Annotated in this window: 25 protein-coding genes and 1 pseudogene; 11 read left to right on the top strand and 15 right to left on the bottom strand. The window is 73.8% G+C overall.

Annotated elements, in window-relative coordinates; all coding sequences use genetic code 11:
- Positions 1 to 5 precede the first annotated feature (5 nt).
- Together rlmB and cysS are read right to left on the bottom strand one after the other, a co-directional pair.
- Positions 6 to 965, bottom strand: a complete 960-nt coding sequence (gene rlmB / locus SHK17_RS03500) for a 23S rRNA (guanosine(2251)-2'-O)-methyltransferase RlmB (RefSeq protein ID WP_172269722.1) — start codon at positions 963 to 965, stop codon at positions 6 to 8.
- A gap of 1 nt (position 966) precedes the next feature.
- Positions 967 to 2,367 carry a cysteine--tRNA ligase gene (gene cysS / locus SHK17_RS03495; RefSeq protein ID WP_322921086.1) on the bottom strand — a complete coding sequence of 467 codons (1,401 nt, stop codon included), beginning with the start codon at positions 2,365 to 2,367 and terminating at the stop codon, positions 967 to 969.
- A 92-nt stretch (positions 2,368 to 2,459) separates the two neighbouring features.
- Here cysS and SHK17_RS03490 point away from each other — a divergent pair, with 92 nt between their 5' ends.
- On the top strand, positions 2,460 to 3,659 hold the full coding sequence (locus SHK17_RS03490) for a C39 family peptidase (RefSeq protein WP_322921085.1): 1,200 nt from the start codon (positions 2,460 to 2,462) through the stop codon (positions 3,657 to 3,659).
- Between the two features lie 15 nt (positions 3,660 to 3,674).
- Here the strand turns inward: SHK17_RS03490 and SHK17_RS03485 are convergent, their stop codons facing one another.
- Entirely contained in the window at positions 3,675 to 5,195 is a 1,521-nt protein-coding gene (locus tag SHK17_RS03485) for a molybdopterin-dependent oxidoreductase (RefSeq protein ID WP_322921084.1), read from the bottom strand.
- 37 nt (positions 5,196 to 5,232) lie between these two features.
- On the opposite strand from SHK17_RS03485, the gene ispF reads away from it, so the two are divergent.
- Together ispF and SHK17_RS03475 are read left to right on the top strand one after the other, a co-directional pair.
- Complete coding sequence (ispF, locus tag SHK17_RS03480) at positions 5,233 to 5,718, top strand: 2-C-methyl-D-erythritol 2,4-cyclodiphosphate synthase (RefSeq protein ID WP_172269714.1); 486 nt, start codon at positions 5,233 to 5,235, stop codon at positions 5,716 to 5,718.
- Positions 5,718 to 6,413 carry an IspD/TarI family cytidylyltransferase gene (locus SHK17_RS03475; RefSeq protein WP_322921083.1) on the top strand — a complete coding sequence of 232 codons (696 nt, stop codon included), beginning with the start codon at positions 5,718 to 5,720 and terminating at the stop codon, positions 6,411 to 6,413. Before ispF ends, SHK17_RS03475 begins: the two co-directional genes overlap by 1 nt.
- Here the strand turns inward: SHK17_RS03475 and SHK17_RS03470 are convergent.
- Positions 6,382 to 6,864 carry a 2-C-methyl-D-erythritol 4-phosphate cytidylyltransferase gene (locus tag SHK17_RS03470; protein WP_322424952.1) on the bottom strand — a complete coding sequence of 161 codons (483 nt, stop codon included), beginning with the start codon at positions 6,862 to 6,864 and terminating at the stop codon, positions 6,382 to 6,384. The genes SHK17_RS03475 and SHK17_RS03470 overlap by 32 nt on opposite strands.
- A 113-nt stretch (positions 6,865 to 6,977) precedes the next feature.
- A complete protein-coding gene (locus SHK17_RS03465; RefSeq protein WP_056602200.1) occupies positions 6,978 to 7,463 on the bottom strand; it encodes a CarD family transcriptional regulator in 486 nt (161 codons plus the stop codon).
- Between the two features lie 167 nt (positions 7,464 to 7,630).
- On the opposite strand from SHK17_RS03465, the gene SHK17_RS03460 reads away from it, so the two are divergent.
- The 3 genes from SHK17_RS03460 to SHK17_RS03450 are packed head-to-tail and all read left to right on the top strand — an operon-like array spanning position 7,631 to position 9,564.
- Entirely contained in the window at positions 7,631 to 8,329 is a 699-nt protein-coding gene (locus tag SHK17_RS03460) for a UbiA prenyltransferase family protein (RefSeq protein ID WP_322921082.1), read from the top strand.
- Positions 8,330 to 8,350: 21 nt separating this feature from the next.
- The gene (locus SHK17_RS03455) at positions 8,351 to 8,824 is read left to right on the top strand and encodes a copper chaperone PCu(A)C (protein WP_172269708.1); all 474 of its coding nucleotides are present in this window, start codon (positions 8,351 to 8,353) and stop codon (positions 8,822 to 8,824) included.
- Positions 8,821 to 9,564, top strand: coding sequence for a phosphoglyceromutase (locus SHK17_RS03450; protein WP_172269706.1), 744 nt, complete (start codon positions 8,821 to 8,823; stop codon positions 9,562 to 9,564). Before SHK17_RS03455 ends, SHK17_RS03450 begins: the two co-directional genes overlap by 4 nt.
- Positions 9,565 to 9,628: 64 nt before the next feature.
- On the opposite strand, the gene phoU is transcribed toward SHK17_RS03450, so the two are convergent.
- Positions 9,629 to 10,279 (bottom strand): phosphate signaling complex protein PhoU, encoded by a 651-nt coding sequence (gene phoU / locus SHK17_RS03445; RefSeq protein WP_172269704.1) that lies wholly within the window; start codon positions 10,277 to 10,279, stop codon positions 9,629 to 9,631.
- 120 nt (positions 10,280 to 10,399) lie between these two features.
- Here phoU and SHK17_RS03440 point away from each other — a divergent pair, with 120 nt between their 5' ends.
- The 3 genes from SHK17_RS03440 (at position 10,400) to SHK17_RS03430 (ending at position 13,289) form a co-directional block, all read left to right on the top strand.
- Positions 10,400 to 11,620: a sensor histidine kinase gene (locus SHK17_RS03440; protein WP_322424955.1), complete on the top strand. Its 1,221-nt coding sequence runs from the start codon at positions 10,400 to 10,402 to the stop codon at positions 11,618 to 11,620.
- A complete protein-coding gene (locus tag SHK17_RS03435) occupies positions 11,617 to 12,294 on the top strand; it encodes a response regulator (RefSeq protein WP_172269700.1) in 678 nt (225 codons plus the stop codon). Before SHK17_RS03440 ends, SHK17_RS03435 begins: the two co-directional genes overlap by 4 nt.
- Positions 12,295 to 12,368: 74 nt before the next feature.
- A complete protein-coding gene (locus SHK17_RS03430) occupies positions 12,369 to 13,289 on the top strand; it encodes a DMT family transporter (protein ID WP_322424956.1) in 921 nt (306 codons plus the stop codon).
- A 33-nt stretch (positions 13,290 to 13,322) separates the two neighbouring features.
- Here SHK17_RS03430 and SHK17_RS03425 read toward each other — a convergent pair whose 3' ends face one another.
- From SHK17_RS03425 to SHK17_RS03410, 4 genes and pseudogenes are all read right to left on the bottom strand, one after another.
- Positions 13,323 to 13,823 carry a type III secretion system chaperone family protein gene (locus tag SHK17_RS03425; RefSeq protein WP_322424957.1) on the bottom strand — a complete coding sequence of 167 codons (501 nt, stop codon included), beginning with the start codon at positions 13,821 to 13,823 and terminating at the stop codon, positions 13,323 to 13,325.
- The gene (gene mshA, locus SHK17_RS03420; protein WP_322424958.1) at positions 13,820 to 15,076 is read right to left on the bottom strand and encodes a D-inositol-3-phosphate glycosyltransferase; all 1,257 of its coding nucleotides are present in this window, start codon (positions 15,074 to 15,076) and stop codon (positions 13,820 to 13,822) included. The genes SHK17_RS03425 and mshA overlap by 4 nt, the downstream gene beginning before the upstream one ends.
- A gap of 117 nt (positions 15,077 to 15,193) precedes the next feature.
- A complete protein-coding gene (locus SHK17_RS03415; protein WP_172269696.1) occupies positions 15,194 to 15,565 on the bottom strand; it encodes a hypothetical protein in 372 nt (123 codons plus the stop codon).
- A gap of 261 nt (positions 15,566 to 15,826) precedes the next feature.
- Positions 15,827 to 16,338 (bottom strand): annotated as a pseudogene (locus tag SHK17_RS03410) (ribonuclease H family protein); the annotation flags it as partial.
- A gap of 25 nt (positions 16,339 to 16,363) precedes the next feature.
- On the opposite strand from SHK17_RS03410, the gene SHK17_RS03405 reads away from it, so the two are divergent.
- Both SHK17_RS03405 and SHK17_RS03400 read left to right on the top strand, forming a co-directional pair.
- The gene (locus SHK17_RS03405; protein ID WP_322424960.1) at positions 16,364 to 17,152 is read left to right on the top strand and encodes an SDR family NAD(P)-dependent oxidoreductase; all 789 of its coding nucleotides are present in this window, start codon (positions 16,364 to 16,366) and stop codon (positions 17,150 to 17,152) included.
- 20 nt (positions 17,153 to 17,172) lie between these two features.
- Positions 17,173 to 17,898, top strand: coding sequence for an aspartate/glutamate racemase family protein (locus tag SHK17_RS03400; RefSeq protein WP_322921081.1), 726 nt, complete (start codon positions 17,173 to 17,175; stop codon positions 17,896 to 17,898).
- Here SHK17_RS03400 and SHK17_RS03395 read toward each other — a convergent pair.
- The 5 genes from SHK17_RS03395 to SHK17_RS03375 all read right to left on the bottom strand — a co-directional run bounded on the left by SHK17_RS03395 (position 17,895) and on the right by SHK17_RS03375 (position 23,197).
- Positions 17,895 to 18,785 carry a hypothetical protein gene (locus tag SHK17_RS03395; RefSeq protein ID WP_322424962.1) on the bottom strand — a complete coding sequence of 297 codons (891 nt, stop codon included), beginning with the start codon at positions 18,783 to 18,785 and terminating at the stop codon, positions 17,895 to 17,897. The two genes, SHK17_RS03400 and SHK17_RS03395, sit on opposite strands and share 4 nt — an antisense overlap.
- A 72-nt stretch (positions 18,786 to 18,857) precedes the next feature.
- On the bottom strand, positions 18,858 to 20,105 hold the full coding sequence (locus SHK17_RS03390) for a class I SAM-dependent methyltransferase (protein WP_322921080.1): 1,248 nt from the start codon (positions 20,103 to 20,105) through the stop codon (positions 18,858 to 18,860).
- Positions 20,106 to 20,181: 76 nt separating this feature from the next.
- Entirely contained in the window at positions 20,182 to 20,853 is a 672-nt protein-coding gene (locus SHK17_RS03385; protein ID WP_322921079.1) for a hypothetical protein, read from the bottom strand.
- 198 nt (positions 20,854 to 21,051) lie between these two features.
- Positions 21,052 to 22,314, bottom strand: a complete 1,263-nt coding sequence (locus SHK17_RS03380) for a hydroxyacid-oxoacid transhydrogenase (protein WP_322921078.1) — start codon at positions 22,312 to 22,314, stop codon at positions 21,052 to 21,054.
- Positions 22,307 to 23,197 carry an NUDIX domain-containing protein gene (locus tag SHK17_RS03375; RefSeq protein WP_322921077.1) on the bottom strand — a complete coding sequence of 297 codons (891 nt, stop codon included), beginning with the start codon at positions 23,195 to 23,197 and terminating at the stop codon, positions 22,307 to 22,309. The genes SHK17_RS03380 and SHK17_RS03375 overlap by 8 nt, the downstream gene beginning before the upstream one ends.
- Positions 23,198 to 23,218: the final 21 nt, after the last annotated feature.

Genomic DNA, 23,218 nt, shown 5'->3' with positions numbered 1-23,218 from the left:
TGACGTCATGCCAGGCGGGCCTGGGAGATGGCGTAGAGGGCGACCGAGGCGGCGACGCCGGCGTTGAGGGACTCGAGCTGGGCGGCCATCGGGATGGAGACGATCTGGTCGCACGTCTCGGCGACCAGCCGGCTGAGGCCCTTGCCCTCCGAGCCGACGACCACGACGAGCGGGCCCTCGGCGAGGCCGCCCGGCGCGACGAGCTCGGGCAGCGAGAGGTCGCCGTCGGCAGCCAGGCCGACGACCATGCAGCCGGCTTCCTGGTAGGCCTTGAGCTGGCGGGTCAGGTTGACGGTCTGGGCGACCGGCAGCCGGGCCGCGGCGCCGGCGCTGGTCTTCCACGCCGACGCGGTCATGCCCGCCGCGCGGCGCTCGGGGATCAGCACCCCGTGTGCGCCGAAGCCCGCGGCGGACCGGATGACGGCGCCGAGGTTGCGGGGGTCGGTGACCTGGTCGAGCGCCACGACGAGGGCCGGCTCCTTGAGCTCGTCGGCCCGGTCGAGCAGGTCGTCGGCGTGGGCGTACTCGTAGGCCGGCAGCCGGGCGGCGAGGCCCTGGTGCACGGCGCCGTTGGTCATCCGGTCCATCTCGTTGCGGGTGACCTCGAGCAGCCGGACGCCCTGCTCGGCGGCGAGCTTGAACGCCTCGCGCAGCCGGTTGTCCCGCTCGGCACCCTCGGCGACGTAGAGCGCGGCGACCGGGACGCCGCCCTGGAGGAGCTCCACCACCGAGTTGCGGCCGGCCGCCCACTCGGCGTCGGACGTCGTACGCCGCTTGGGCCGGGTCGTCTTGTCGCGCTCGGCACGCTTGGCGGCCTTGTGCGCCTGGTGGTAGGGCCGGTCCTTGGCCTTGGGCGTGGGGCCCTTGCCCTCGAGCCCGCGCCGGACACGGCCGCCGGAGCCGGCGGTGGGGTTTCCCTTGCCGGTCTTCTTGATGGCGCCCTTGCGCTTCGAGTTGCCTGGCACGTCACACGCTCCACTTCGGGCCGGTCGGGGTGTCCTCCACCTCGACGCCGGCCGCCTTGATCTGGTCTCGGATGGCGTCGGCGCGCGCCCAGTCCTTGGCTTCGCGCGCCGCCGCCCGCTCGGCGAGCAGTCCCCGCACGAGCGCGTCGACGACCTCGGTCAGCCGGTCGTCGGAGCCGCCGGTCGCCCAGGCCGCGTCGGCCGGGTTGAGCCCCAGCACGTCGAGCATCGCCAGCACCTCGCCGAAGCGCAGCGACAGCGCCTCGGAGGGCCCGTCGGCCAGGAGCCGGTTGCCCTCGCGGACGGACTCGTGGATCACCGCGACCGCGGCGGGCGTGCCCAGGTCGTCGTCCATCGCCTCGACGAACGCGTCCGGCAGCGCCGCGAACCAGCTGCCGACCACGGGCGCCGCACGGTCGAGGAAGTCCTCGATGCGGCGGAACCCCTTGGCAGCCTCGTCGAGCGCCTCGAAGGAGAACTCGACGTGGGAGCGGTAGTGCGCCGCGACCATGTAGTAGCGCAGCTCGATGCCCCGCACCCGCTCGAGCACGGACGGGATGAGCAGGGAGTTGCCGAGCGACTTGCTCATCTTCTCGCCGGCGGTGGTGATCCAGGCGTTGTGCAGCCAGTAGGACGCGAACTCGCGGCCCGCGGCGCGGGACTGCGCCTGCTCGTTCTCGTGGTGCGGGAAGCGCAGGTCGACGCCGCCGCCGTGGATGTCGAAGGCGGGGCCGAGGTACTTGCCGGCCATGGCGGAGCACTCGATGTGCCACCCGGGCCGACCGCGGCCCCACGGCGAGGGCCAGGACGCCGTCTGCGGCTCCGACCCGGTCTTCCAGCCCTTCCACAGGGCGAAGTCACGCGGGTCGCGCTTGCCGCGGGGGTCGGCGTCGCCGGCCGGCTCCATGTCCTCGAGCCGCTGGCGGGTGAGCTCGCCGTAGGTGGGCCAGCTGCGGACGTCGAAGTAGACGTCGCCGCTGCCGTCCTCGGCGGCGTAGGCGTGGCCCCGCGCGACGAGCTCCTCGATCAGCTCGACGATCTCCGGCACGTGACCGGTGGCGCCGGGCTCGTAGGTCGGCGGGAGCACGTTGATGGCGGCGAGGGCGGTGTCGAGCTCGCGCTTCATCGCGGACGCGAGGGCGTACCAGTGCACGCCCTGCTGCTCGGACCTGGCCAGGATCTTGTCGTCGATGTCGGTGACGTTGCGGATGAAGTCGACCTCGTAGCCGCTCGCGGCCAGCCAGCGCCGCAGCACGTCGAAGTTGACCGCCGAGCGCACGTGGCCGACGTGCGGCTCGGACTGCACGGTGAGGCCGCACACGTAGATCCCGGCCCTGCCCGGGACGAGGGGTGCGAAGTCGCGCGTCTCGCGCGTGGCGGTGTCGTGGAGCCTCAGGGTCACCCGCCAAGTCTAGGGCGCGCGGGAGGATCCACCCCTTCGGCGAATCCTGTGACTCCTGTGACCGGTGGGACGAGTCGGGTTATCGTCGGGCGGTGCTCCGACGCCGCGCCGCCCTGGTCCTCGCCCCCCTCCTGCTGGGCGGCCTGCTCGCGCCTCCCGTGGGCGCCGCGACCGCCGACCCCGGCCGCCGGGCGGTCCCGCAGGTCCAGCTGACCTCCTGGAGCAGCTACGCCGACCTCAAGGCCGGCAGGCGGGCGGGCCTCAAGCTCGGGCGCGGACAGGTCTCCCTGCTCGCCCCCGCTCCCCGGACGGTGGCCGGCAAGGCCTACGAGGCGGGCACCTGGACCTCGCCGTGGGCCGCGCCCGGCTTCGACGCGACGGCCCTGGTCCCGAGCTGGGAGGCGACGACCCCCGGTCGCAGCCTGGTGCGCATCGAGGTCCGCGGACGCGGCGCCGACGGCCGCGCCGGCAGCTGGGACACCCTCGCCGACTGGGCCCGGACCAACCGCCCCGTGCCGCGCACCACCTACTCGGGCCAGGCCGACGACCTCGGCCGGGTCAGCGTCGACACCTGGTACGCCACCAGCACGGTCAGCGCGTGGCAGGTCCGGGTGACGCTGATGCGACCGAAGGGCTCGAGCCTGGCCGTCAGCCTGGAGCGCGTGGGAGCCGTCGCCTCGGCCGACGCCTCGGCTCCGCGCCCGACCTCGACCCCCGGGCCGGGCGTCGGCACCGTCCTCGACGTGCCGACGTACTCCCAGATGGTGCACAGCGGGCACTACCCGCAGTGGGGCGGTGGCGGCGAGGCCTGGTGCTCCGCGGCCTCGACCGCCATGGTCCTCGCCCACTACGGCATCTTCCCCACCCCGACCGGCGTTGCCGGGCACGCCGACCCGGTGGTCGACCACACGGCGAAGATGGTCTACGACCACGGCTACGACGGCACGGGCAACTGGGCCTTCAACACCGCCTACGCCGCCACCCTCGTCGGCGGCGACTCCTACGTCACGCGGATGCGCGACCTGCGCGAGGCCGAGGACCACATCGCCGCGGGGGTGCCGCTCGTCGTGTCCGTCGCCTTCGGCCGCAACCAGCTCACCGGAGCGCCGATCTCCTCGAGCAACGGCCACCTGCTCGTCATCGTCGGCTTCGAGGCCGACGGCGACGTCGTCGTCAACGACCCGGCCGGGGCCACCAACGGCGAGGTGCGGCGCGTCTACGACCGCGCGCAGCTCGAGCGGATCTGGATCGCCGCCTCCGGCGGGACGGCGTACGTCATCCGCAACGGCTGAGCGGCCCCGCGGGCCTCACGCCGACGCGCTGATCTCGATGGTGTGCAGCCCGGTCGAGCCGTCCGGGTCGGGCGAGCGCAGCACGCTCGTCTGCGTGGCGCCGTCCTTGCCGACGGCGCGCACCCGGACCTCGTGGTCCCCCTCGGGCACGTCGACCGTGAGGGCCCACTGGACCCAGGTGTCGACCGAGGGCACCTGACCGAGCTCGGCGCGGCCCCACGCGCCGCCGTCGACCTGGACCTCGACCGCCGCGATCCCCGTCTGCTGGTGCCAGGCGACGCCGCCGAAGGTGACCTCACCGGCCGGGACCTCGTCACCGGAGCGGGGGACGTCGATGCGGGAGGCGATCTTGACCGGTCCCTCGGCGGACCAGCCGCGGGTCGTCCAGTAGCCGACCGAGTCGGCGAAGGTGCTGACCTCGAGGTCGACCACCCACTTCGTGGCCGAGACGTAGCCGTAGAGCCCCGGGACGATCGTGCGGACCGGGAAGCCGTGCTCGATCGGCAGCGGCCGGCCGTTCATCGCCACGGCGAGCATGGCGTCGCGCTCGTCGGTGAGCGCCTCCAGCGGGGTCGCGCACGTCCAGCCGTCGTGCGAGGTCTGCAGGACGCAGTCGGCGTCGGCGGAGACGCCGAGGTCGGCGAGCAGGTCCGCGATGCGTACGCCGCTCCAGCGCGCGTTGCCGACCAGGTCGCCGCCCACCTCGTTGCTCACGCAGTTGAGCGTGATCCAGGACTCCGTGACGGTGCGCGCGACCAGCTCGGAGTAGGTCAGGGTCAGCTCCCGCTCGACCATGCCGTGGATGCGCAGCGACCAGTCCTCGGGCTCGATGGCGGGCAGCGCGATGGTGGTGTCGATCCGGTAGAAGTCCTCGTTGGGCGTCTGCCACGGCGCGACGCCGGGCAGCCCGAGGGAGGTCGCCGGCGGCGCCTGCCGCCGGGTGACGCCGGGGATGCGGAGCAGGCGGCGGCTCACCTCCACGTGGCGACGGCCGGCGCCGACGAAGCGGCCGGCGACGGCGATGCCGAGCGAGGCGACCGAGATCGCGCCCGCCACCATGAGGAATACGCGGCGCTCGCGCGACTCGAGCTCCGGTCGGCGCCGCGCCCGCAGCAGTGCGTCGGTGAGGGCGGAGTGGACCGTGACCCAGGTGAGCAGCCCGACCACGACCGGGGCCGCGTCGATGGGGGCGGAGCCGCGCTGCCCCATGACGGCGACCAGACCGACCGCGCCGAGCGCGACCCACACCAGCACCGGCTGCCACCAGCCCCGACGGGCCAGGGCGCCGGCGCCGGCGAAGCAGGCGAGGAGCAGGAGGAGGATCCCGATGACCAGCGCGGGCTTGTCGAGCGTGCCGAGGAGGGAGATGGCGCCCTCGGTCACCGCGTCGGGGGCGAGCCGGATGACCTGCTCGGCCACGGCCACCACCGGGGACTCGCGGATGGTGAGCACCATCGCGGTCGCGTAGCTGGTCGCCAGCCCGGCGAGCCCGGCGAGGACTCCGGCCAGCACCCAGGGCGGTCGGCGAGTGGTCACCCGACCATTGTGACGGGGCGTCGGGCATGATGCCGACGTGACCACCCCCCTCGCCGGCGCGCGGATCGGCATCGGCACCGACGTGCACCGGCTGGTCCCCGGCGTCCCGATGCACCTCGCGGGCCTCGCCTGGCCCGACGAGCCGGCCGGGCTCGAGGGCCACTCCGACGCGGACGTCGCGGCCCACGCGGCCTGCGACGCGCTGTTCTCCGCCGCCGGGATCGGCGACCTCGGCAGCAACTTCGGCACCTCGGAGCCCGAGTGGGCCGGGGCGTCGGGTGCGACCCTGCTGGCCGAGACCGCTCGCCGCGTGCGGGCGGCGGGCTGGGAGATCGGCAACGTCGCCGTGCAGGTGATCGGCAACGTGCCGCGGCTCGGCCCTCGCCGCGAGGAGGCCGCCGCCACGCTGTCCGCCGCCGTCGGCGCCCCCGTCACCGTCTCGGCGACCACCACCGACGGCCTCGGCCTCACCGGACGCGGCGAGGGAGTCGCCGCGATCGCCACGGCCCTGGTCACCGGCTGATGTCGACCGCGGTCGTCATCCTCGCCGCGGGCTCCGGCAGCCGGGTGGGCGCCGAGGTCAACAAGGTGCTCCTCCCCCTGCTCGACGTCCCCGTCCTCGTGTGGTCGGTGCGCGACGCGCTGGCGCTGCCGGACGTACGCCGGCTCGTGCTCGTGGTGCGTCCCGAGGACCGCGCGGCGGTGGCCGACGCGGTCGCGCCGCACCTCGGAGAGCGCGAGGTGGTGCTGGTCGACGGCGGCGCCACCCGCCACGCCTCGGAGTGGGCCGCCCTGCGGGTGCTGGCCCCGGACATCGAGTCGGGCGAGGTCGACGTCGTCGCGATCCACGACGGTGCCCGGCCCCTGGCGGGCGTGGTGCTGTGGGAGCGGGTGCTGGACGCCGCGCGCGAGGTGGGTGGCGCCATCCCGGTGGCTCCGGTGCGCGCCCTGCTGCACGCCGACCTCTCCGTGGTCGACGGGGCCGTGGGCGCCGTGCAGACGCCGCAGGCCTTCCGGGCCGGCGAGGTGCTGGCGGCGTACGCCGCTGCGGAGGCCGACGGGTTCGAGGCGACCGACACCGCGGGGTGCGTCGCGGCCTACCGCGGGCTCGACGTCGCCGCGGTCCCGAGCAGCGCGCTCAACCTCAAGGTCACGTTCCCCGAGGACGTGGCGCTCGCGGCCGGGATCAGCCCCGGTCGCGGCCCTGGGCGGTCGTGAGGGCCTCCAGGAGCCGGACGTCCTCGAGCGAGGCCACCCGACGCCCCTGCGGCGGGGCCTGCCGCGTCTCGACGCGGTGACCGTCGGCGGCGAGGTCGGCGACCGCCTGCGCGAGGTCGGACGCGGGCCGGCGGGCCAGCGCCGCCAGGACGACCGCGGGGATGACGAGCGGTGAGGCGACGGCGAGCAGCTCCTCGCGGTCGAGGGTCTCGCCCACCACGCCGTCCGCCACCGCCTTGACGGTGTCGGTGACCGGTCGGGTGCCGACCACCGGCCGCCCGGTCTCCCGGGCCTGCTCCAGGCAGTCGGCGATGAAGCCCGGCGGCGTCATCGGGCAGAGCGAGTCGTGCAGCACGAGGTCGAGACCGGCCTCCGTGAGCTCCGGCCAGGTGACCGAGGCGTCGACGAGGTCGACCCCGGACTCCCCGAGCGCCCACGCGGCGCACGCCACGAGCGCCTCGCCCTGCAGCAGCGCGAAGGGCAGCGAGCCGCGGTCCTCGTCCAGAACGAGACCGAGGCCCCTGGGGATCTCGTCCCAGGGGCCTCGGTCGGTGTCGTTGCTGCTCAGGAGGCGAGCACCTCGTCGAGCATGGCCTCGGCCTTGTCCTCGTTGGTCTTCTCCGCCAGGGCCAGCTCGGAGACCAGGATCTGGCGCGCCTTGGCCAGCATCCGCTTCTCGCCGGCCGACAGACCGCGGTCGCGCTCGCGGCGCCACAGGTCGCGCACGACCTCCGACACCTTCATGACGTCGCCGGAGTGGAGCTTCTCCAGGTTGGCCTTGTAGCGGCGCGACCAGTTGGTCGGCTCCTCGACGTGGGCGGCACGCAGGACGTCGAACACGCGGTCGAGGCCCTCCTTGTCGACGACGTCGCGGACACCGACGAGGTCGAGGTTGCAGGCCGGCACTCGGACCACCAGGTCCTGCTGGGCGACAATCCTCAGGACGAGGTACTGCCGGTCCTCTCCCTTGATCGTCCGCATCTCGATGTCCTCGATGACAGCGGCCCCGTGATTGGGATAGACGACCGTTTCGCCAACGGTGAAAGTCATATGTTCAGTTCCCCTTCCTAGGTGACCATTCTAACACGGGTTCGAATCTCTTCCGAACGCGTTTGTGCAGGTCAGAGGGCACTTCCGGGCTTGACAGAACGCGGGTCTCTGTGGTCCTGCCCGACCGCGGGCCGGCCGCGGGAAGGCGCTCGGCCATACTTCGGGCCATGGCGACGACCCCGGCGCTGGCCCTCCTCCGAGCCGCCCACCCGCGCCAGGCCGTCGGCACCGCGACGGCCCTCGCGGCCGCGGCCGCCGTCGCCGGGAGGCCGCTGCGCGAGGTCGCGCTCGTGCTCGCGACGGTGCTGGTCGGCCAGTCGGTCCTGGGCTGGGCCGACGACCTGACCGACCGGGGTCGCGACGCCCGTCGGCGTCCCGACAAGCCGCTCACCTTCGGCGCGCTGGAGGCCGGGACCGTCTGGTTCGCGATCGCCTGCGGGGTCCTGCTCGTCGTCCCGCTCGCGGTGGCCCACGGCCGCCGGGCGGCGACGGCGTACCTGGCCCTCCTGGCGCTCTCGGCGATCGGCGACCGCCTGCTGCACGCACGGCCGCTGTCCTTCGTCCCGTGGACGGCGAGCTTCGCGCTCTACCCCGCCTTCCTGGCGTACGGCGGCTGGAACGGCGTCGGCGCCACGACGCCGCCCACCGCGGCGGTGGTCGCCCTCGCCGCGGCCCTCGGCCTGGGCGTCCACGTGCTGCTGTCGCTGCCGGGCCTGGTGGACGACCACGAGGAGGCCGAGCGGTCGCTCCCGATGCTGCTCGCGCTGCGCACGGGGACACCGCGGCTGCTGCTCGTGGCGAGCGTGTGGACCACCCTCGTCGTCCTCGGCATCCTCATCGCAGGGCGGACCGTCGGACTGACCTGAGCCGACGCTAGGCTGTGCGCCATGCAGCAACGACTCATCGCGACCGCCGCTGCGGTTCTTGCGCTCGCCGCTCCGCTGTCCTCCTGTGGCTTCGACTACGCCACCGATCGGGAGTACACCGTCAACAGCGCGGCGGACAACCGCCAGGCGCTCGTCGACGTCCTCGGAGCGGTGGTCGTCTCGGGCCAGGAGGGCTCGGGCACCTTCGTGGCCTCGTTCTCCAACAACGACGACACCGAGGAGCAGAGCTTCACCGGCGTCGGGGGCGACGAGGGCGAGTCGATCACTGCAGCCGAGTTCGAGCCGGTGGCCATCCCGGCCGGCGGCTTCGTCAACCTCGCGGAGCCCCCGGTGGGCATCGTGCTGACCGGCGAGTTCACCGCCGGCGACTTCGTCCCGCTGGCGATCGAGTTCGGCAACGGCGAGACCGTCACCATGAAGGTCCCCGTGATGCCCGACGACAGCGGCTACTGGGAAGGTCTGGACGTCTCATGACGCACACGTTGGTCCTGCTCCGCCACGGCGAGAGCGAGTGGAACGCCAAGAACCTCTTCACCGGCTGGGTCGACGTCGCGCTCACGGAGAAGGGCCGGGCCGAGGCGGTGCGCGGCGGCCAGCTCATCCGCGAGGCCGGGCTCACCCCCGACGTCGTGCACACCTCGCTGCAGCGCCGCGCGATCAACACGGCCGCGCTGGCGCTCGACGCCGCCGACCGCCACTGGATCCCGGTGAAGCGCAGCTGGCGCCTCAACGAGCGCCACTACGGCGCCCTGCAGGGCAAGGACAAGAAGCAGACGCTCGAGGAGTACGGCGAGGAGCAGTTCATGCTCTGGCGGCGCTCCTTCGACGTCCCGCCGCCGCCGCTCGACGACGCCGACGAGTACTCCCAGGCCGGCGACCCGCGCTACGCCGACCTCGGCGACGAGCTCCCGCGCACCGAGTGCCTCAAGGACGTCATCGCCCGGTTCCTGCCGTGGTGGGACGCCGAGATCGTGCCCGACCTGCAGAGCGGCAAGACCGTCCTGGTCGCGGCCCACGGCAACAGCCTGCGCGCCCTGGTCAAGCACCTCGACAAGATCAGCGACGAGGAGATCGCCGGGCTCAACATCCCCACCGGCATGCCGCTGGTCTACCGCCTCGACGAGGACCTGCGCCCGACGGTCGCCCGCGGCGAGTACCTCGACCCCGAGGCGGCGGCAGCAGCCGCGGCCGCGGTCGCCAACCAGGGCCGCTGAGTCCGGGCCCGCTGAGTCCGGCCGCTGAGTCCGGCCTTCGAGCCGGGGCCGCTGGGCCCCCGGCTCAGTCGCGGGGCGGCAGGTCCCCGGTGACCACGAAGACCACCCGGTTCGCGACCGACACCGAGTGGTCGGCGATGCGCTCGTAGTAGCGGCCGAGCAGGGCGATGTCGACCGCGGCCTCGACGCCGTGCTGCCAGTCGGTGGAGAGCAGCTCGGTGAAGCTGCGGCGGCGCAGCTGGTCCATGACCTCGTCGTCGCGGCCGAGCTCGATGGCGGCCTCGACGTCGCGGTCGACGATGATGCCGCGCACGCGACGCACCATGTCCTCGGCCGTCTCGGCCATCCGCTCCATGGTGGGTCGCAGCTCGTCCGGCACCGCGACGGCGGGGACGCGCAGCCGAGCGATCTTCGCGACGTGCACCGACAGGTCGCCCATCCGCTCGAGCTCGCTCACCATGCGCAGCGCGGACACGATCATCCGGAGGTCGCCGGCGACGGGCTGCTGCAGCGACAGCAGGGCGAACGCGGTGTCGTCGACGCGCTCGCGGGCGGCGTCGATCGCCTTGTCGCCGCTGATGACCTGGTCGGCGGTGTGGATGTCGCCGGTCATCAGGGCCTTGGTCGCCTCGCGCACCGCGACCTCGACCTGCCCGCAGATCTCGGAGAGGTCGGCGAAGATGCCGTCGAGCTGGTCATGGAAGGCCTCACGCATGCCGCCACCCTAGGGAGCCGAAGCGAACACACGTACGTGCCCGATGAACGGCGCGTGAACAGTCGGCGCCCGGTGTCCAACCCGTCTGGACGGTCGTGCCGGTTGCGTACGATGGTGGGCGTGGACCCGACGATGCAGGCTGGTCTGGCCGCGATCGTCGGGGCCATCGTCGCCGGCGGTGCGGTCCTCGCCTGGCACATCAGCGAGCGCCAGCGCCACACGCTGCCCGCCGCGGAGGAGCCGGTCGTGCAGGCCGGCGTGGCCGCCGTGCTCAGCATCCTGCGCTCGAGCGCGATCGTGGTCGACGCGTCCGACCAGGTCCTCAAGGCCTCGGCGCCGGCGTACGCCTTCGGGCTGGTGCGCGGCAGCACGGTCGTGGTCCCCGAGCTGCTCGACGTCGTCGCGCAGGTGCGCCGCGACGGCCAGATCCGCGAGAGCGAGCTCGAGATGCCCGCGGCCGCCGGCGGCATCGACCGCACGCTGACCGCGCGCGTGGCGCCCCTGGGCGCCCGGCTCGTGCTGGCCCTGGTCGAGGACCGCACCCGCGAGAGGCGCGTCGAGGCGGTGCGCCGCGACTTCGTGGCCAACGTCAGCCACGAGCTCAAGACCCCCGTCGGCGCCATCCGGCTGCTGGCCGAGGCGGTCACCGACGCCGCCGACGACCCGGAGGCGGTGCAGCGCTTCGCCAACCGGATGCTCAAGGAGAGCGACCGGCTCTCCAAGCTCGTGCAGCAGATCATCGAGCTGTCCCGGCTGCAGGGCCACGACCCGTTCGAGACGCCGGTCATGGTCGACCTCGACGCCGCCGTCGCCACCGCCGTCGACACCAGCGCGATGGAGGCCGCCGCCAAGGAGATCACCGTCGAGTCGCGCGGCCAGCACGGCCTGGAGGTCTTCGGCTCGCAGGAGCAGATCGGCGCCGCCATCAGCAACCTGGTCGCCAACGCCGTCGCCTACTCCAACAGCGGCTCGCGCGTGGTGGTCACCACCCGCTCCGAGGGCGAGCAGATCCAGATCAGCGTGGTCGACCAGGGCATCGGCATCCCCGCCGAGGACATCGACCGCATCTTCGAGCGGTTCTACCGCGTCGACCCCGCCCGGCACCGCTCCACCGGCGGCACCGGCCTCGGGCTGGCCATCGTCAAGCACGTCGCGGCGACCCACGGCGGCGACATCTCGGTGTGGTCCGTGCAGGGGCAGGGCTCGACGTTCACGTTGACGCTCCCCCGCAACGCCGAGACCGACCAGGGCTCCGGGCGCACGCCCGTCGAGCTCGTCGTGCCGGCACGGCCGGCCACCACGTCCACCCCACGCAGGAACCAGCAGGAGGTACGCCCGTGACACGGGTACTCGTCGTCGAGGACGAAGAGAGCTACAGCGACGCGCTCGCCTACATGCTCCGCAAGGAGGGCTACGAGGTGGCCATCGCCGCCGACGGCAACACAGCCCTCACGGAGTTCGACCGCTTCGGGCCCGACATCGTGCTCCTCGACCTGATGCTCCCCGGCATCCCGGGCACGGAGGTGTGCCGCCAGATCCGCCAGACCTCCTCGGTCCCGGTCATCATGGTCAGCGCCAAGGACGACGAGGTGGACAAGGTGGTCGGGCTCGAGCTCGGCGCCGACGACTACGTCACCAAGCCCTACTCCCCCCGCGAGCTCGTGGCGCGCATCCGGGCCGTGCTGCGGCGCGGGCACGAGCCGGACCTCATGCCCGACACCCTCGAGGCCGGGCCGGTGCGGATGGACGTCGAGCGGCACGTGGTGACGGTGGACGGCTCCGAGCAGCGGCTGCCGCTCAAGGAGTTCGAGCTGCTGGAGATGTTCCTGCGCAACCCGGGGCGGGTGCTGACCCGCGGCCAGCTGATCGACCGGGTCTGGGGCTCCGACTACGTCGGCGACACCAAGACCCTCGACGTCCACGTCAAGCGGCTGCGCGCCAAGCTCGAGCCCGACCCGGGCGAGCCGAAGTACCTCGTCACCGTGCGCGGGCTGGGCTACAAGCTCGACCTCTGAGCCACGGCGGGATGTCGGCGTTCGGCGTCCGAAAACCGCTGGCGCCCGGTCATGACCGTACCTAGCCTTGACTCGTGACGACCACGACGCAGTCCCCCACCGGCGCACCCGGCGAGACCGGGGCACCGCCCGCCTGGCTCCCCGTCGCGGCCGGTGGCGTCACGCTCGTGATGTGGGCCTCGGCGTTCGTGGTGATCCGCCACGTCGCCCACGACGTCAGCCCGGGCGCGCTCGGCTCCGGCCGGCTGCTCGTGGCCGCGCTCGTCGTCCTGCCGCTGGTCCTGCGCCACGGCTGGGTCCGTCCGACGCGGCGCGAGTGGACGCTGCTCGCCGTCGGCGGGATCGGCTGGTTCGGCGTCTACAACCTGGCGCTCAACGCGGGTGAGCGGCACGTCGATGCCGGCACGGCGGCGATGATCATCCAGATCGGCCCCGTCATCGTCGCGCTGCTCGCGGTGCCGCTGTTCGGGGAGCGTCTCCACGGCTGGCTGCTCGCCGGCATGGTCGTCGGCTTCGCCGGCGTCGCGGTCATCGCCCGCGGGTCCTCCACCGAGGCCGGCGCGAGCGTGCTGGGCGTGCTGCTCGTGCTGCTCGCGGCGGCGATGTACGCCGTCGGCGTGCTGACGCAGAAGGTGCTGCTGCGCCGGCTCCCCTCGGTGCAGGTGGTGTTCGTGTCGTTCCTCATGGGCGCGGTGGTCTGCCTGCCCTTCTCGGGCGACCTGCCGGGCATCGTCGCCGACGGCGGTGCCGAGCTGTGGTGGATCGTCTACCTCGGCGTCCTGCCGACCGCGGTCGCGTTCACGACCTGGGCCTACGCACTCACCCACACCGACGCGGGCGCGCTGTCGCTCACCACGTTCCTGGTGCCCGGCATCGCGACGCTGATCGCCTGGCTGACGATCGACGAGGTGCCGCCGTCCCTGACGTTCGTCGGCGGGGCGCTCGCGATCGTCGGCGTGCTGATGACCCGGCGCAAGCCCCGCGCCGGGGCCTAGGGGATCCCGGCGCCGGTCCTCACGGCTGGGAGGTCACGGCTGGGCCTCGAGCCAGCCGCGGAACGCCTCGAGGTTGCGGGTCGACTCCCCGCGGGAGGTCCGCCACTCCCACTCCTTGCGGATCGAGGAGGCGAAGCCGAGCTCGAGGATGGCGTTGAAGGACTCGTCGGCATTGGCGAGCACCGAGCCGAGGATCCGGTCGAGCTCGTCGGCGCTGACCGCGGCCAGCGGCAGCCGTGCCTCGAGGTAGATGTCGCCGTGGCGGTCGACGGCGAAGGAGACGGCGTACATCCGCAGGTTGCGCTCGAGCAGCCAGCGGTGGACGCGCGCGTGGTTCTCGTCGGGGTTGCGGCACACGAAGGCGTGCACGCCGAGCGCGTGCGGGCCGACGTCGAGGCGCACGGGGGTCTGCAGCTTCTTCTCACCCGGCAGGGTCAGCGAGAAGCGGGCGCCGGGGACGCCCTCGCGGCTCGTCTCCTCGTGCTCGATCTCGTTGTCGGCGAGGTAGGCGCGGATCGTCTCGAGGGCGCTCATGAGGCCATCTCAGCACGCATCCGGCCGGCGGCGCGCTCGTAGGCCTTCAACGTCAGGGCGGCGGTGTGCTCCCACGAGAACTCCTGGGCGTGCGCCACGGCACCACGTCCGAGCCGCTCCACGAGCGCCGGGTCGTCGACGAGGCGGCGGAGGCTGGCCGCCCAGTCGCGGGGCTCGTGGGTGGCGACCAGGAGGCCGCTGACGCCGTCCCGCACCACGGTGGTGAGGCCACCGACCGCGGCCGCGACCACCGGCGTACCGGTCGCCTGCGCCTCGACGGCCACCAGGCCGAACGACTCGTTGTAGGACGGCACCGCCACCGCGGTGGCCGCCGAGGACCACACGGCCAGCTCGGCCTGCGTGACCGGCGGGACGAACCGGACCACGTCGCTGATGCCGAGGTCGGCGGCCAGGTCGGCTAGGGAGGTCGGGTGTTCGAGCCCGGAGCCGGAGGGGCCGCCCACCACGGGTACGACGAGGCGCCCCCGCAGCGACGGGTCCTCGTCGAGCAGCACCGCCACGGCGCGGAGCAGCACGTCGGGCGCCTTGAGCGGCTGGATGCGGCCCGCGAACAGCAGCACGACGGCGTCCTCGGGGAGGCCCAGCTCACGGCGGGCCTCGGCGCGCCCGCGGGGGGCGAAGACCGACAGGTCCACCCCGGGGTGGATCACCTCGACCGCGTCGGGGCTGGCGTCGTAGAGGTCGACCAGCTGGCGCGCCTCGGTGTCGGTGTTGGCGACCAGCAGGTCGGCGGCCTCCACCACCTGCTCCTCGCCGATGACGCGCGACAGCGGCTCGGGGGTGTCGCCCGCGGCGAGCGCCTCGTTCTTGACCTTGGCCATGGTGTGCATGGAGTGCACGAGCGGCACGTTCCACCGGTCGCGGGCCAGCGCCCCGACCTGGCCGGAGAGCCAGTAGTGGGAGTGCACGGCGTCGTAGTGCCCGAGCGGCTGCATCGCCTCGGCGCGCAGCACCTCGCGGGCGAAGGTGCACAGCTGGCCCGGCAGCTCGCCCTTGGTGAGGCCCTCGAAGGGCCCGGCGGCGACGTGGCGCACCAGCACCCCGTCGGCGGCCTCGACGACCTGCGGCAGCGCCGAGGACGTGGCGCGGGTGAAGACGTCGACGTCGATGCCCTGGGCGGCCAGCCGCTTGGAGAGCTCGATCACGTAGACGTTCATCCCCCCGGCGTCACCGGTGCCCGGCTGGTCCAGGGGGGAGGTGTGCAGGCTGATCATCGCCACCCGCTCGCCCACGCTGCCTCCTGTGTCCGCCCGTCCGGGGAGTGCCCGGACGCGGGCACCTCCGGTGCAACCGCGCGAGGGGCCCCGGTGTTCCCGGTGGTGTCGTCCACCGCGCCCGGAGGGGTGGGTTCAGCGCGAGTGGGCGCCGGCCCCGGGCCGGCCGGAAGCGCCGCGCCTGCCGCGCACGAGGCCCAGTCCGCCCAGCAGGACGGCGAGGACGCCCCAGCCGCCGTCGTACCAGGGGGTGTCGGCGGGGCGGAAGGCCTCGGTGAGGGACAGCGCGAGGAGCCCGGCCGCCAGGCCCACGGTCACCCGCATCGCGACCGCGTCGCTCCGCACGAGCGTCGTGCCGAAGACGGCCGCCCCGACGAGCAGGAGCGCCAGGCCGATGAGGAACAGCGTGCCGGCGAGCGGGTCGGAGCCGCCGCCGAGGAGGGCACGGACGACCCAGAGCAGGCCGCCGAGGAGGGCCGCGGCTGCGGCGAGCTTCGCTGGAGGCATCCCGGAAGTGTGCCACGGCGGCCCGGCGCCGGCGCGGCTCACGACCCGTCGGTCCGCCGGCGCCACTGGTCCCCCGCGCGCTCCCAGACGCCGCTGCGCACCGCTGCGGACGGGTCGCCCGGGACCCGCCAGCCGAGCCGGACCGTGTCGCCGTCCAGCAGGTCGAGCGACACCACCTCGACGTCGGGCGCGGTGGGCGCCGGAGCCGCGTCGGCGAGGACGACGACGTCCGGCTCCTCCGGGCCCAGGCCGGAGAACAGGTCCGGCTCCGGCTCGACCTGCCCGACGCTGGCGGCGGGGTGGGCGGTCGAGCTGTCCGGGATCCCCGGTCCGGGGTCGGGCTCGCGCCCGTCGCGGTACGCCGCCGCGGCCGCGTTGGCGAGCCGGTCGGCCGCCTCGTTGAGCTCGTGCCCGGCGTGGCCCTTGACCCACACGAAGTCGACCCGGCGGCCCTGCATGGCAGCGTCGAGGCCCTTGACCAGCTCGACGTTCATCACTGGCTTGCCGTCGCCCTTGCGCCAGCCGCGCCGCTTCCAGCCGGCCATCCACTTCGTCACGGTGTTGATGACGTAGGTGCTGTCGCAGTAGACGCGAAGCTCGTCGTCGAGGTGCGCGGTCTGCTGCAGCAGGTCGAGCACGGCCATCAGCTCGCCCATGTTGTTGGTGCCGTGGGGCCACCCGCCCGAGGCCCAGCAGTCGTCGTCGACGTACCAGGCCCAGCCGGCCGGACCGGGGTTGCCGAGGGCCGAACCGTCTGCCGCCGCGATGATCACCGGGACATCTTGGCAGGATGGCTCCATGACCCAGGACCACCCCCACGACCACCCCCACGGCCAGACCCACGATCCTGCCCACCCCCGCACCGCCGTCGTCACCGGCGCCTCCAGCGGCATCGGCGCCGCCACCGCGCGCGCCCTGGCCGCGCAGGGCTTCCGCGTCGTCTGCGCCGCCCGGCGCACCGACCGCATCGAGGACCTGGCCGCCGAGATCGGTGGCGAGGCGATCACCTGCGACATCACCGACGCGGCGTCGGTCGAGGCCCTGGCCGCGGCCGTCCCGGTGTGCCACGCACTGGTCAACAACGCCGGCGGAGCGGTCGGCGTCGACCGGGTCGACGCGGCCGACCTCGACGCCTGGCGCTGGATGTACGACGTCAACGTGCTCGGCCTCGTCCGGGTCACCCAGGCCCTGCTCCCCTCGCTCCGCGCGAGCGGCGACGCGGTCATCGTCAACGTCGGCTCGACCGCCGGGCGCTGGGCCTACGAGGGCGGCGGCGGCTACACCGCGGCCAAGCACGGCGTGAAGGTGGTGACCGAGACGCTGCGGCTCGAGCTCAACGGCGAGCCGATCCGGATCACCGAGGTGGCGCCCGGGATGGTGCGCACGGAGGAGTTCTCCCTGGTCCGCTTCGGCGGTGACCAGGAGAAGGCCGACGCGGTGTACGCCGGCGTCGCCGAGCCGCTGCTCGCCGAGGACGTCGCCGACGCCATCGCGTGGGTGGCCACCCGGCCGTCGCACGTCGACATCGACGAGCTGGTCATCAAGCCGCGTGCCCAGGCCGCGGCGCACAAGGTGCACCGGGCCTGAGACGTGGGAGACTGCCGCGCGTGAAGACCATCGGACTCGTCGGCGGCATGAGCTGGGAGAGCAGCGCGGTCTACTACCGCGACCTCAACCTCGGGATGCGCGAGCGCCTCGGCGGGCTCTCCTCGCCCAGGCTGGCCCTGACGACGGTCGACTTCGCCGAGGTCACCCACCTCGAGGACGACGAGCGCTGGGACCAGGTCGGCTCGCTGCTCGCCGAGGCGGCGCGGGGCGTCGAGCGGGCCGGCGCGGACTTCCTGCTGCTCTGCACGACGACCTTTCACAAGGTCGCCGACCAGGTCGAGGAGGCCGTCGACATCCCGGTGCTGCACCTCGCCGACGTCGTCGCCGCCGCGGTGCGTGAGGCGGGCGTCGAGACGGTCGGGCTCATCGGGACCAAGGTCGCGATGCAGGAGCCGTTCTTCGTCGACCGGCTGCGGGGCCACGGCCTCTCGGTCGTCGTCCCCGACGTCCGCCACCACGACTTCCTCAACGACGCGATCTACGAGGAGCTCGTCCACGGCGTCGTGCTGCCCCGCACCCGCAACCGGGTCGTGGAGATCATCGAGGAGCTGTGGGACGCCGGGGCCGGCGGCGTGCTGCTCGGGTGCACCGAGCTCGAGCTGCTGGTCAAGCAGGCCGACGTCGAGCTGCCCGTCTTCCCGTGCACGACGCTGCACGTCCAGGCCGCGCTCGACGAGGCGCTCGCCGAGCCCTCTGCCTCGGCCCGGGTCCAGGCCCGGGCCTAGGCCGGGAGCGGTCTCCCCGTCGCGGCCGCGAGCCACCGCAGCGCCGTCCACGCCGGCGACTGCAGGGCGGTGGTGCGGGCCGCGGGCGGCAGGTCCACCTCCAGGACCTGCGACCGGGCGCCCTCCGTGCTGACCAGCAGGCGCCGACCGGCCAGCGCGATACCCTCGCCCTGGTCCTGCTGCGGCAGCTCCCATGAGGAGACGGGCGCCCACGACGGGAACGCGACGAGGTGGGCGTGGGAGTAGGTCCGCATCACGACGCCGCCCCCGCCCGGCAGGAACGTGGCGTCGGTGACGAGCCCCGGGGCGTCGCCGACCTCCACCAGCCGGTTGGGCCGGTCGGCCCGCAGCTGGAGCGGAGCGGCGTACGCCGTGCCGGCGAAGACGCCCTTGGTGACCACGAGGAGGCGGCCCGTCAGCGGGTCCGCCAGCAGCGCCTCGGCGTCGCCGGCGCCCTCGGGATAGACCAGCTCGTACGACTCGGGCGTCACGCTGCGGTCGCCGCGGCCGACCGGCACGCGCAGGACCTCGACGGAGTCGCGCGCGCGGGCGTTGTCGCCGATGTCGCCGACCCAGACGTGGCCGGGACCGGCCGGGGCGAGTGCCTCGACGTCGACCGGGTCGCCGGCCCACGAGGTCACGCCCACGGTGTCACCGGTGTCCGGGTCGACGGCGAACACCCGTCCGGAGTCACCGGAGTCGTTGGTGGTGACGACGAGGCCGCCGGCCGCAGGACCCTCGAGCACCACGAGGCCGCTCGACTCGACCACGTCGGTGTCGGAGAACCGGAAGGCGACGTCCTCGGCTGCACCGGGCGCACCGGCGGCGGCGCCGAGCAGGAACGGCAGCGCGACCACCGCACCCACTGCCACCCGTCGGACCTCCATGGGCCCACGGTAGCCGCGGGGTCAGGCCAGCAGCACGATCAGGCCGGCAGCACGATCAGGCCGGCAGCACGATCAGGCGAGGAGCTCGCCGAGCCGGGGGCGGACGCCCCAGGCGGCGACGAGGTCGTCGTACTCGCCGCGGGACCGGGAAGCGCCGTCCGTCCGCACCGCGCGGATGAGGGTGTTGCGCGGGGTGTGCGCGCTCTCGACGAACTGGACCACGTCGACCCGGTAGCCCGTCCCGCGCAGCAGCTCGGCCCGCAGCGCGTCGGTCAGCGTGTCGGCCAGCCGCTCGCGCAGGATGCCGTCGCGGGTCAGCGCGGCGTACGGCGCGGGCGGCGGCGCCTTGCGGAGCTGGGCCGCGATGTCGTGGTGGCAGCAGGGCGCCGCCAGCACGAGCGCGGCCTCCCACTCCACGGCGCGGGCAAGGGCGTCGTCGGTCGCCGTGTCGCAGGCGTGGAGGGCGAGCACCACGTCGGGCGCCTGCTCGAGCCGGGCGTCCTCGATGGAGCCGACGACGAAGTCCGCCTCGATCCCGAGCTCGGCCGCCACCGACGCGTTGTGGTCGGCCGACTGCTGCTTGACGTCGACGCCGGTCACCCGGACCGGCAGGCCGCGTCCGCCCCGGTCGGTCGGCATGGTGAGGAACTGGTGCGCGGCGAAGGTGAGGTAGGCGTTGCCGCAGCCCAGGTCCACGATCCGCAGCGGGTCGTCGGGCGTCGGGGTGCGGACGTGACCCTTGGCCAGGCCGTCGGACAGGCTGGCGTCGAGCAGCCGGAGGAACTCCTCCACCTGGCGGTACTTCGCCTGACGGCTCGGCTTCACCCGGCCCTGGGCGTCGCTGATGCCGAGGGCGACCAGCACCGGGTCGTCGCCGCGCAGCAGCCGGTCCTTGTCGCGGTCGTGGGCGCGGGTCACCTCCACCGCCTCCGCGCGGGCCGAGGTGTGGAGCATCGGCACGCCCTTCTTGGTCACCCGCAGCTGGTGGGTCTCGGTCGCCGTCTCGACGTGCCAGTTGGCGAACGGCTGCGCCAGCAGCTCGTCGACCGCCGTCTCGGCGGCCTCCCCGAGCAGGTGGTTGGCGGTGTGCGCCTGCGTGGCGTCGTACGACGTCACCTGCAGGTGGCGCCCGGCCCGCAGGTCGACGACCCGGAGCTCGAGCCGCTGCACCTCGCGGCCACCCGTCACCGGCGCCGGCTGTCCCCTGCGCCGACCACTGGCCAGTCCGCGGACGAGCTGGTCGGCGTCGAGCAGCGCGGCCCGCAGCCGCGACCACTCGGCGCTGTCGCGGAGCTCGTGCGTGAGGTCCGGTGCACTCACAGGACCGCGGCGAGGACGACGATGAGGATGAGCGTCCCCAGTGCCACCGGGATCACGAGTCGGCGGTGGCGGGGGTTCATGCTTCCATCCTAGGTCGCCCGGTCGAGGCATCCCGCTTCCTGCCGTGGAGCAGCCGGAATGGGCCCCCCGCTCCGGTCGTGAACCGTCGGCCGCGCTGGCCGTCGAACCAGGCTCCCGGCTCGTCGAGTACGAAGGCATACGCCCGCCGCGTGTAGTCCGACCCGGGCGGGGAGGAGGCGATCCGCGCCTCGCTGAGCGCCGCGCCCTCGTCCGCCAGCGCGGCGTCGATACCGCGGATCTCGGCCCCGAGCACCACGATCCCGCCGCAGGTCGCGACGAAGGGCACGCCCTTGTACTGCCCCACGCCGCGCAAGAGCGCCTCCAGCCGGAAGCCCAGGTGCCACCACCCTCGCACCGCGTCGAGCTGCTGGGGGCGCGGTGCCAGGACGTCGGCGCCGCGCCACGTTCGCCACGAGCTCGCCGGATCTGGGGTGCGTGGCGCCACGCGCGCCACGAAGATCGGCCGTCCCGTCCGCTGGCGGATCTCGCACGGCGGGTCCATCCGATCGAGGACGGCACACACGGCGCGGGCGTCGTACAGGAGCGTGCCCCCTGCCGACAGCGGGCGTCCCGCCACGTTGGCCTTCAGGGCACTGCGCGCTGCGTCGCGACCGACGCCGGGCACCATCAGGTGCCTGGTCGCCTGCCGCTCGGTCCAGAGCTCCATGTCATCGACGGTAGGGACCGGAGCGGGCGGACGGGCCGTCCTCCACAGCCAGGTTCGGATGGTCTCCACGGAGTACCGTGCGCCAGCGGCCCTGTCAGGCACAGTCGTTGTTCGGCTCCACCTGTACGGAAGCACCCCAAAGCACTCGCGTACACCTGGCGGTGAACATCGACTGCTCGGACCACGGGGGCGGCGGACTCACCAGTGCTCGAGCGACTCCCGGAACACCGTCGCCAGGTCCTCGGCCGTGACCGCGATGGGGGCGGTCGCGAGCAGTCGCTGCTGCTTGAGCGCGCCCTCCACCAGGTCGTCGACGTCGGCCGCGCCGTAGCCGAGCTCGGCCAGGCCGCTCGGCAGGCCCACGTCGCGCATCAGCCCGCGCAGCACGGCAGGGAGTGGCTCGCCGTCACCGCCGAGCAGCTCGGCCGCACGTCGGTGCCGCTCGGGCGACGCCTCGTGGGTGAGCGCAAAGGCTGCGGGCGCCGTCATCACGACGGCCATCCCGTGCGGGACGATGGGCTCGTCGGCCGGGTAGCCCTCGGGCCGGTAGTCCCGGACGCGGCCGGCGATCGGGTACGCGCAGGCGTGGGGGACGTGCACGCCGGCGTTGCCGAAGCCGAGCCCGGCGAAGGTGGCGGCCAGCGCCATCTGCTCGCGCGCCTCGCGGTCGCTGCCGTCGCGCACCGCGGTCCGGAACGCACCGGCGAGCAGTGACAGCGACTTCTCCGCCCACATGTCGGCGATCGGGTTGGCGCCGCAGTAGGGCACCCGCTGCTCGGGCTGCTTGGCGTCGAAGTCGCCGAACCAGCGCGCGGTCCAGCTCTCGAGGGCGTGGCACAGGATGTCCATCCCGCACGAGGCGGTCACCATCGCCGGCTGCGTCATGGTGAGGTCCGGGTCGACGACGGCCAGGGTGGGCCGCAGGCGGGCGTGGGAGATGCCGGTCTTGACCTTGAGCGCGAGCACGTCGAGGACGCAGATGGTCGTCGACTCCGCCCCGGTGCCGGTGGTGGTCGGGACGGCGACGAGCGGGAGGAGAGGGTGCTCGGGGGCCCGGCCGCCGCCGACGGGCGCGTTGACGTACTCCATGAGCGACCCGGCGTTGGTCAGCAGCAGGTCGACGGCCTTGGCGGTGTCGATCGCGGACCCGCCGCCGACGGCGACGACGGCGTCGAAGGGCCCGGCGTCGCGCGCGAAGGCGATGGCCTCCTCGAGCGAGGCGTCCGTCGGCTCGACCCGGGCGCCGGCGAACACCGTGACGTCGAGGCCCCGCGCGGTCATCGACGCCGCCACCCGGTCGGGGCTGCCGGTCGCCGCCACGCCGGGGTCGGTGACCAGCAGCACCCGCCGGGCCGAGCCCGCAGTGGCGACGAGCTGCTCGACGTCCCAGCCGATCTCGTCGCTGGCGCCGCGGCCGAACTTCAGGCCGGGTGCGGCATAGGTGAAGACGGTCTCAGTCATGCGTGCTCCTCGTGGCATAGCGGACCAGGTCGAGGACGTCGACGGCGCCGGCCTCGATGTCGGCCATCGGCACCCACGCGACCGCCTCGGTGGTGCCGTCGACCTCCTGCACGTGCGGCTCGCCCTCGCCGACCGTGGCGGCGTAGACGAGGTGGATGCCGTGGTAGTCCTCGATCCGACCCGACGGCGCGTGCCCGGCGAAGTGGGTGTCGTGGACGCCGAGCAGCCCGGTCACCTCGCAGGGCAGGCCGCACTCCTCCTCGACCTCGCGGGCCAGCGCCACGGACGGGTGTTCGCCGTGGTCGACCCCACCGCCGGGCAGCGTCCACCTCCCCGGGTGCGCGGCGCGCGTGGAGAGCCGGGTGAGCAGCACGTCGTCGCCGCGGCGGACCAGGGCGTACGCCGCGACGCGCTGCAGCCGGTGGGGCTGGTGGTCGACGAGGGCGTCGGTCACCTGCGTCGCGACCGGGACGGCGCCGGAGGCCACGTCCTCGAGCCGGTGCCAGGCGGCCTCGATGGTGGACCCGTCGACCTCGACGACCCGGGGTGCCGGGGCGTCCGGCGGGACCCAGGCGTCGTAGACGATGCGGATCGCGTGGGCGTCCACGAGCAGCCCGTCGCGAGGCGCGCGAGGCATGTGGGCGCTGTAGACGTGGGCCGTCTCACCGACCGCGGCGGCGAGCCCGGTCTCCTCGTAGATCTCGCGCACCAGCGCCGCACGGGGGTCCTCACCGTGGTCGACGCCGCCGCCCGGGAGCGTCCACATCTCGGCGCGCGAGACCCGGGGCGCGAGGCGGCTGAGCAGGATCTCGACGCGCCCTCCACGCTCGCGGAGCATGACGGCGTACGCCGCCACTCGCTGTCTCCTCGGCAGGGAACCCATGCCTCCAACCTAGTGAAGAAG

Source organism: Nocardioides renjunii (genome assembly GCF_034661175.1).
Lineage (GTDB): Bacteria > Actinomycetota > Actinomycetes > Propionibacteriales > Nocardioidaceae > Nocardioides > Nocardioides renjunii.
The sequence above is the reverse complement of the archived record's forward strand: the minus strand, read 5'-3'. Positions and strand labels throughout refer to the sequence as shown.

Bases quoted from the DNA above. Each gene is read 5' to 3' on its own strand.
- SHK17_RS03475 (WP_322921083.1), top strand. From the start codon at position 5,718: ATGTCGACCGCGGTCGTCATCCTCGCCGCGGGCTCCGGCAGCCGGGTG.
- SHK17_RS03465 (WP_056602200.1), bottom strand. From the start codon at position 7,463: ATGACTTTCACCGTTGGCGAAACGGTCGTCTATCCCAATCACGGGGCC.
- SHK17_RS03460 (WP_322921082.1), top strand. From the start codon at position 7,631: ATGGCGACGACCCCGGCGCTGGCCCTCCTCCGAGCCGCCCACCCGCGC.
- SHK17_RS03455 (WP_172269708.1), top strand. From the start codon at position 8,351: ATGCAGCAACGACTCATCGCGACCGCCGCTGCGGTTCTTGCGCTCGCC.
- SHK17_RS03450 (WP_172269706.1), top strand. From the start codon at position 8,821: ATGACGCACACGTTGGTCCTGCTCCGCCACGGCGAGAGCGAGTGGAAC.
- phoU (WP_172269704.1), bottom strand. From the start codon at position 10,279: ATGCGTGAGGCCTTCCATGACCAGCTCGACGGCATCTTCGCCGACCTC.
- SHK17_RS03425 (WP_322424957.1), bottom strand. From the start codon at position 13,823: ATGAGCGCCCTCGAGACGATCCGCGCCTACCTCGCCGACAACGAGATC.
- SHK17_RS03415 (WP_172269696.1), bottom strand. From the start codon at position 15,565: ATGCCTCCAGCGAAGCTCGCCGCAGCCGCGGCCCTCCTCGGCGGCCTG.
- SHK17_RS03405 (WP_322424960.1), top strand. From the start codon at position 16,364: ATGACCCAGGACCACCCCCACGACCACCCCCACGGCCAGACCCACGAT.
- SHK17_RS03395 (WP_322424962.1), bottom strand. From the start codon at position 18,785: ATGGAGGTCCGACGGGTGGCAGTGGGTGCGGTGGTCGCGCTGCCGTTC.
- SHK17_RS03385 (WP_322921079.1), bottom strand. From the start codon at position 20,853: ATGGAGCTCTGGACCGAGCGGCAGGCGACCAGGCACCTGATGGTGCCC.
- SHK17_RS03380 (WP_322921078.1), bottom strand. From the start codon at position 22,314: ATGACTGAGACCGTCTTCACCTATGCCGCACCCGGCCTGAAGTTCGGC.
- SHK17_RS03375 (WP_322921077.1), bottom strand. From the start codon at position 23,197: ATGGGTTCCCTGCCGAGGAGACAGCGAGTGGCGGCGTACGCCGTCATG.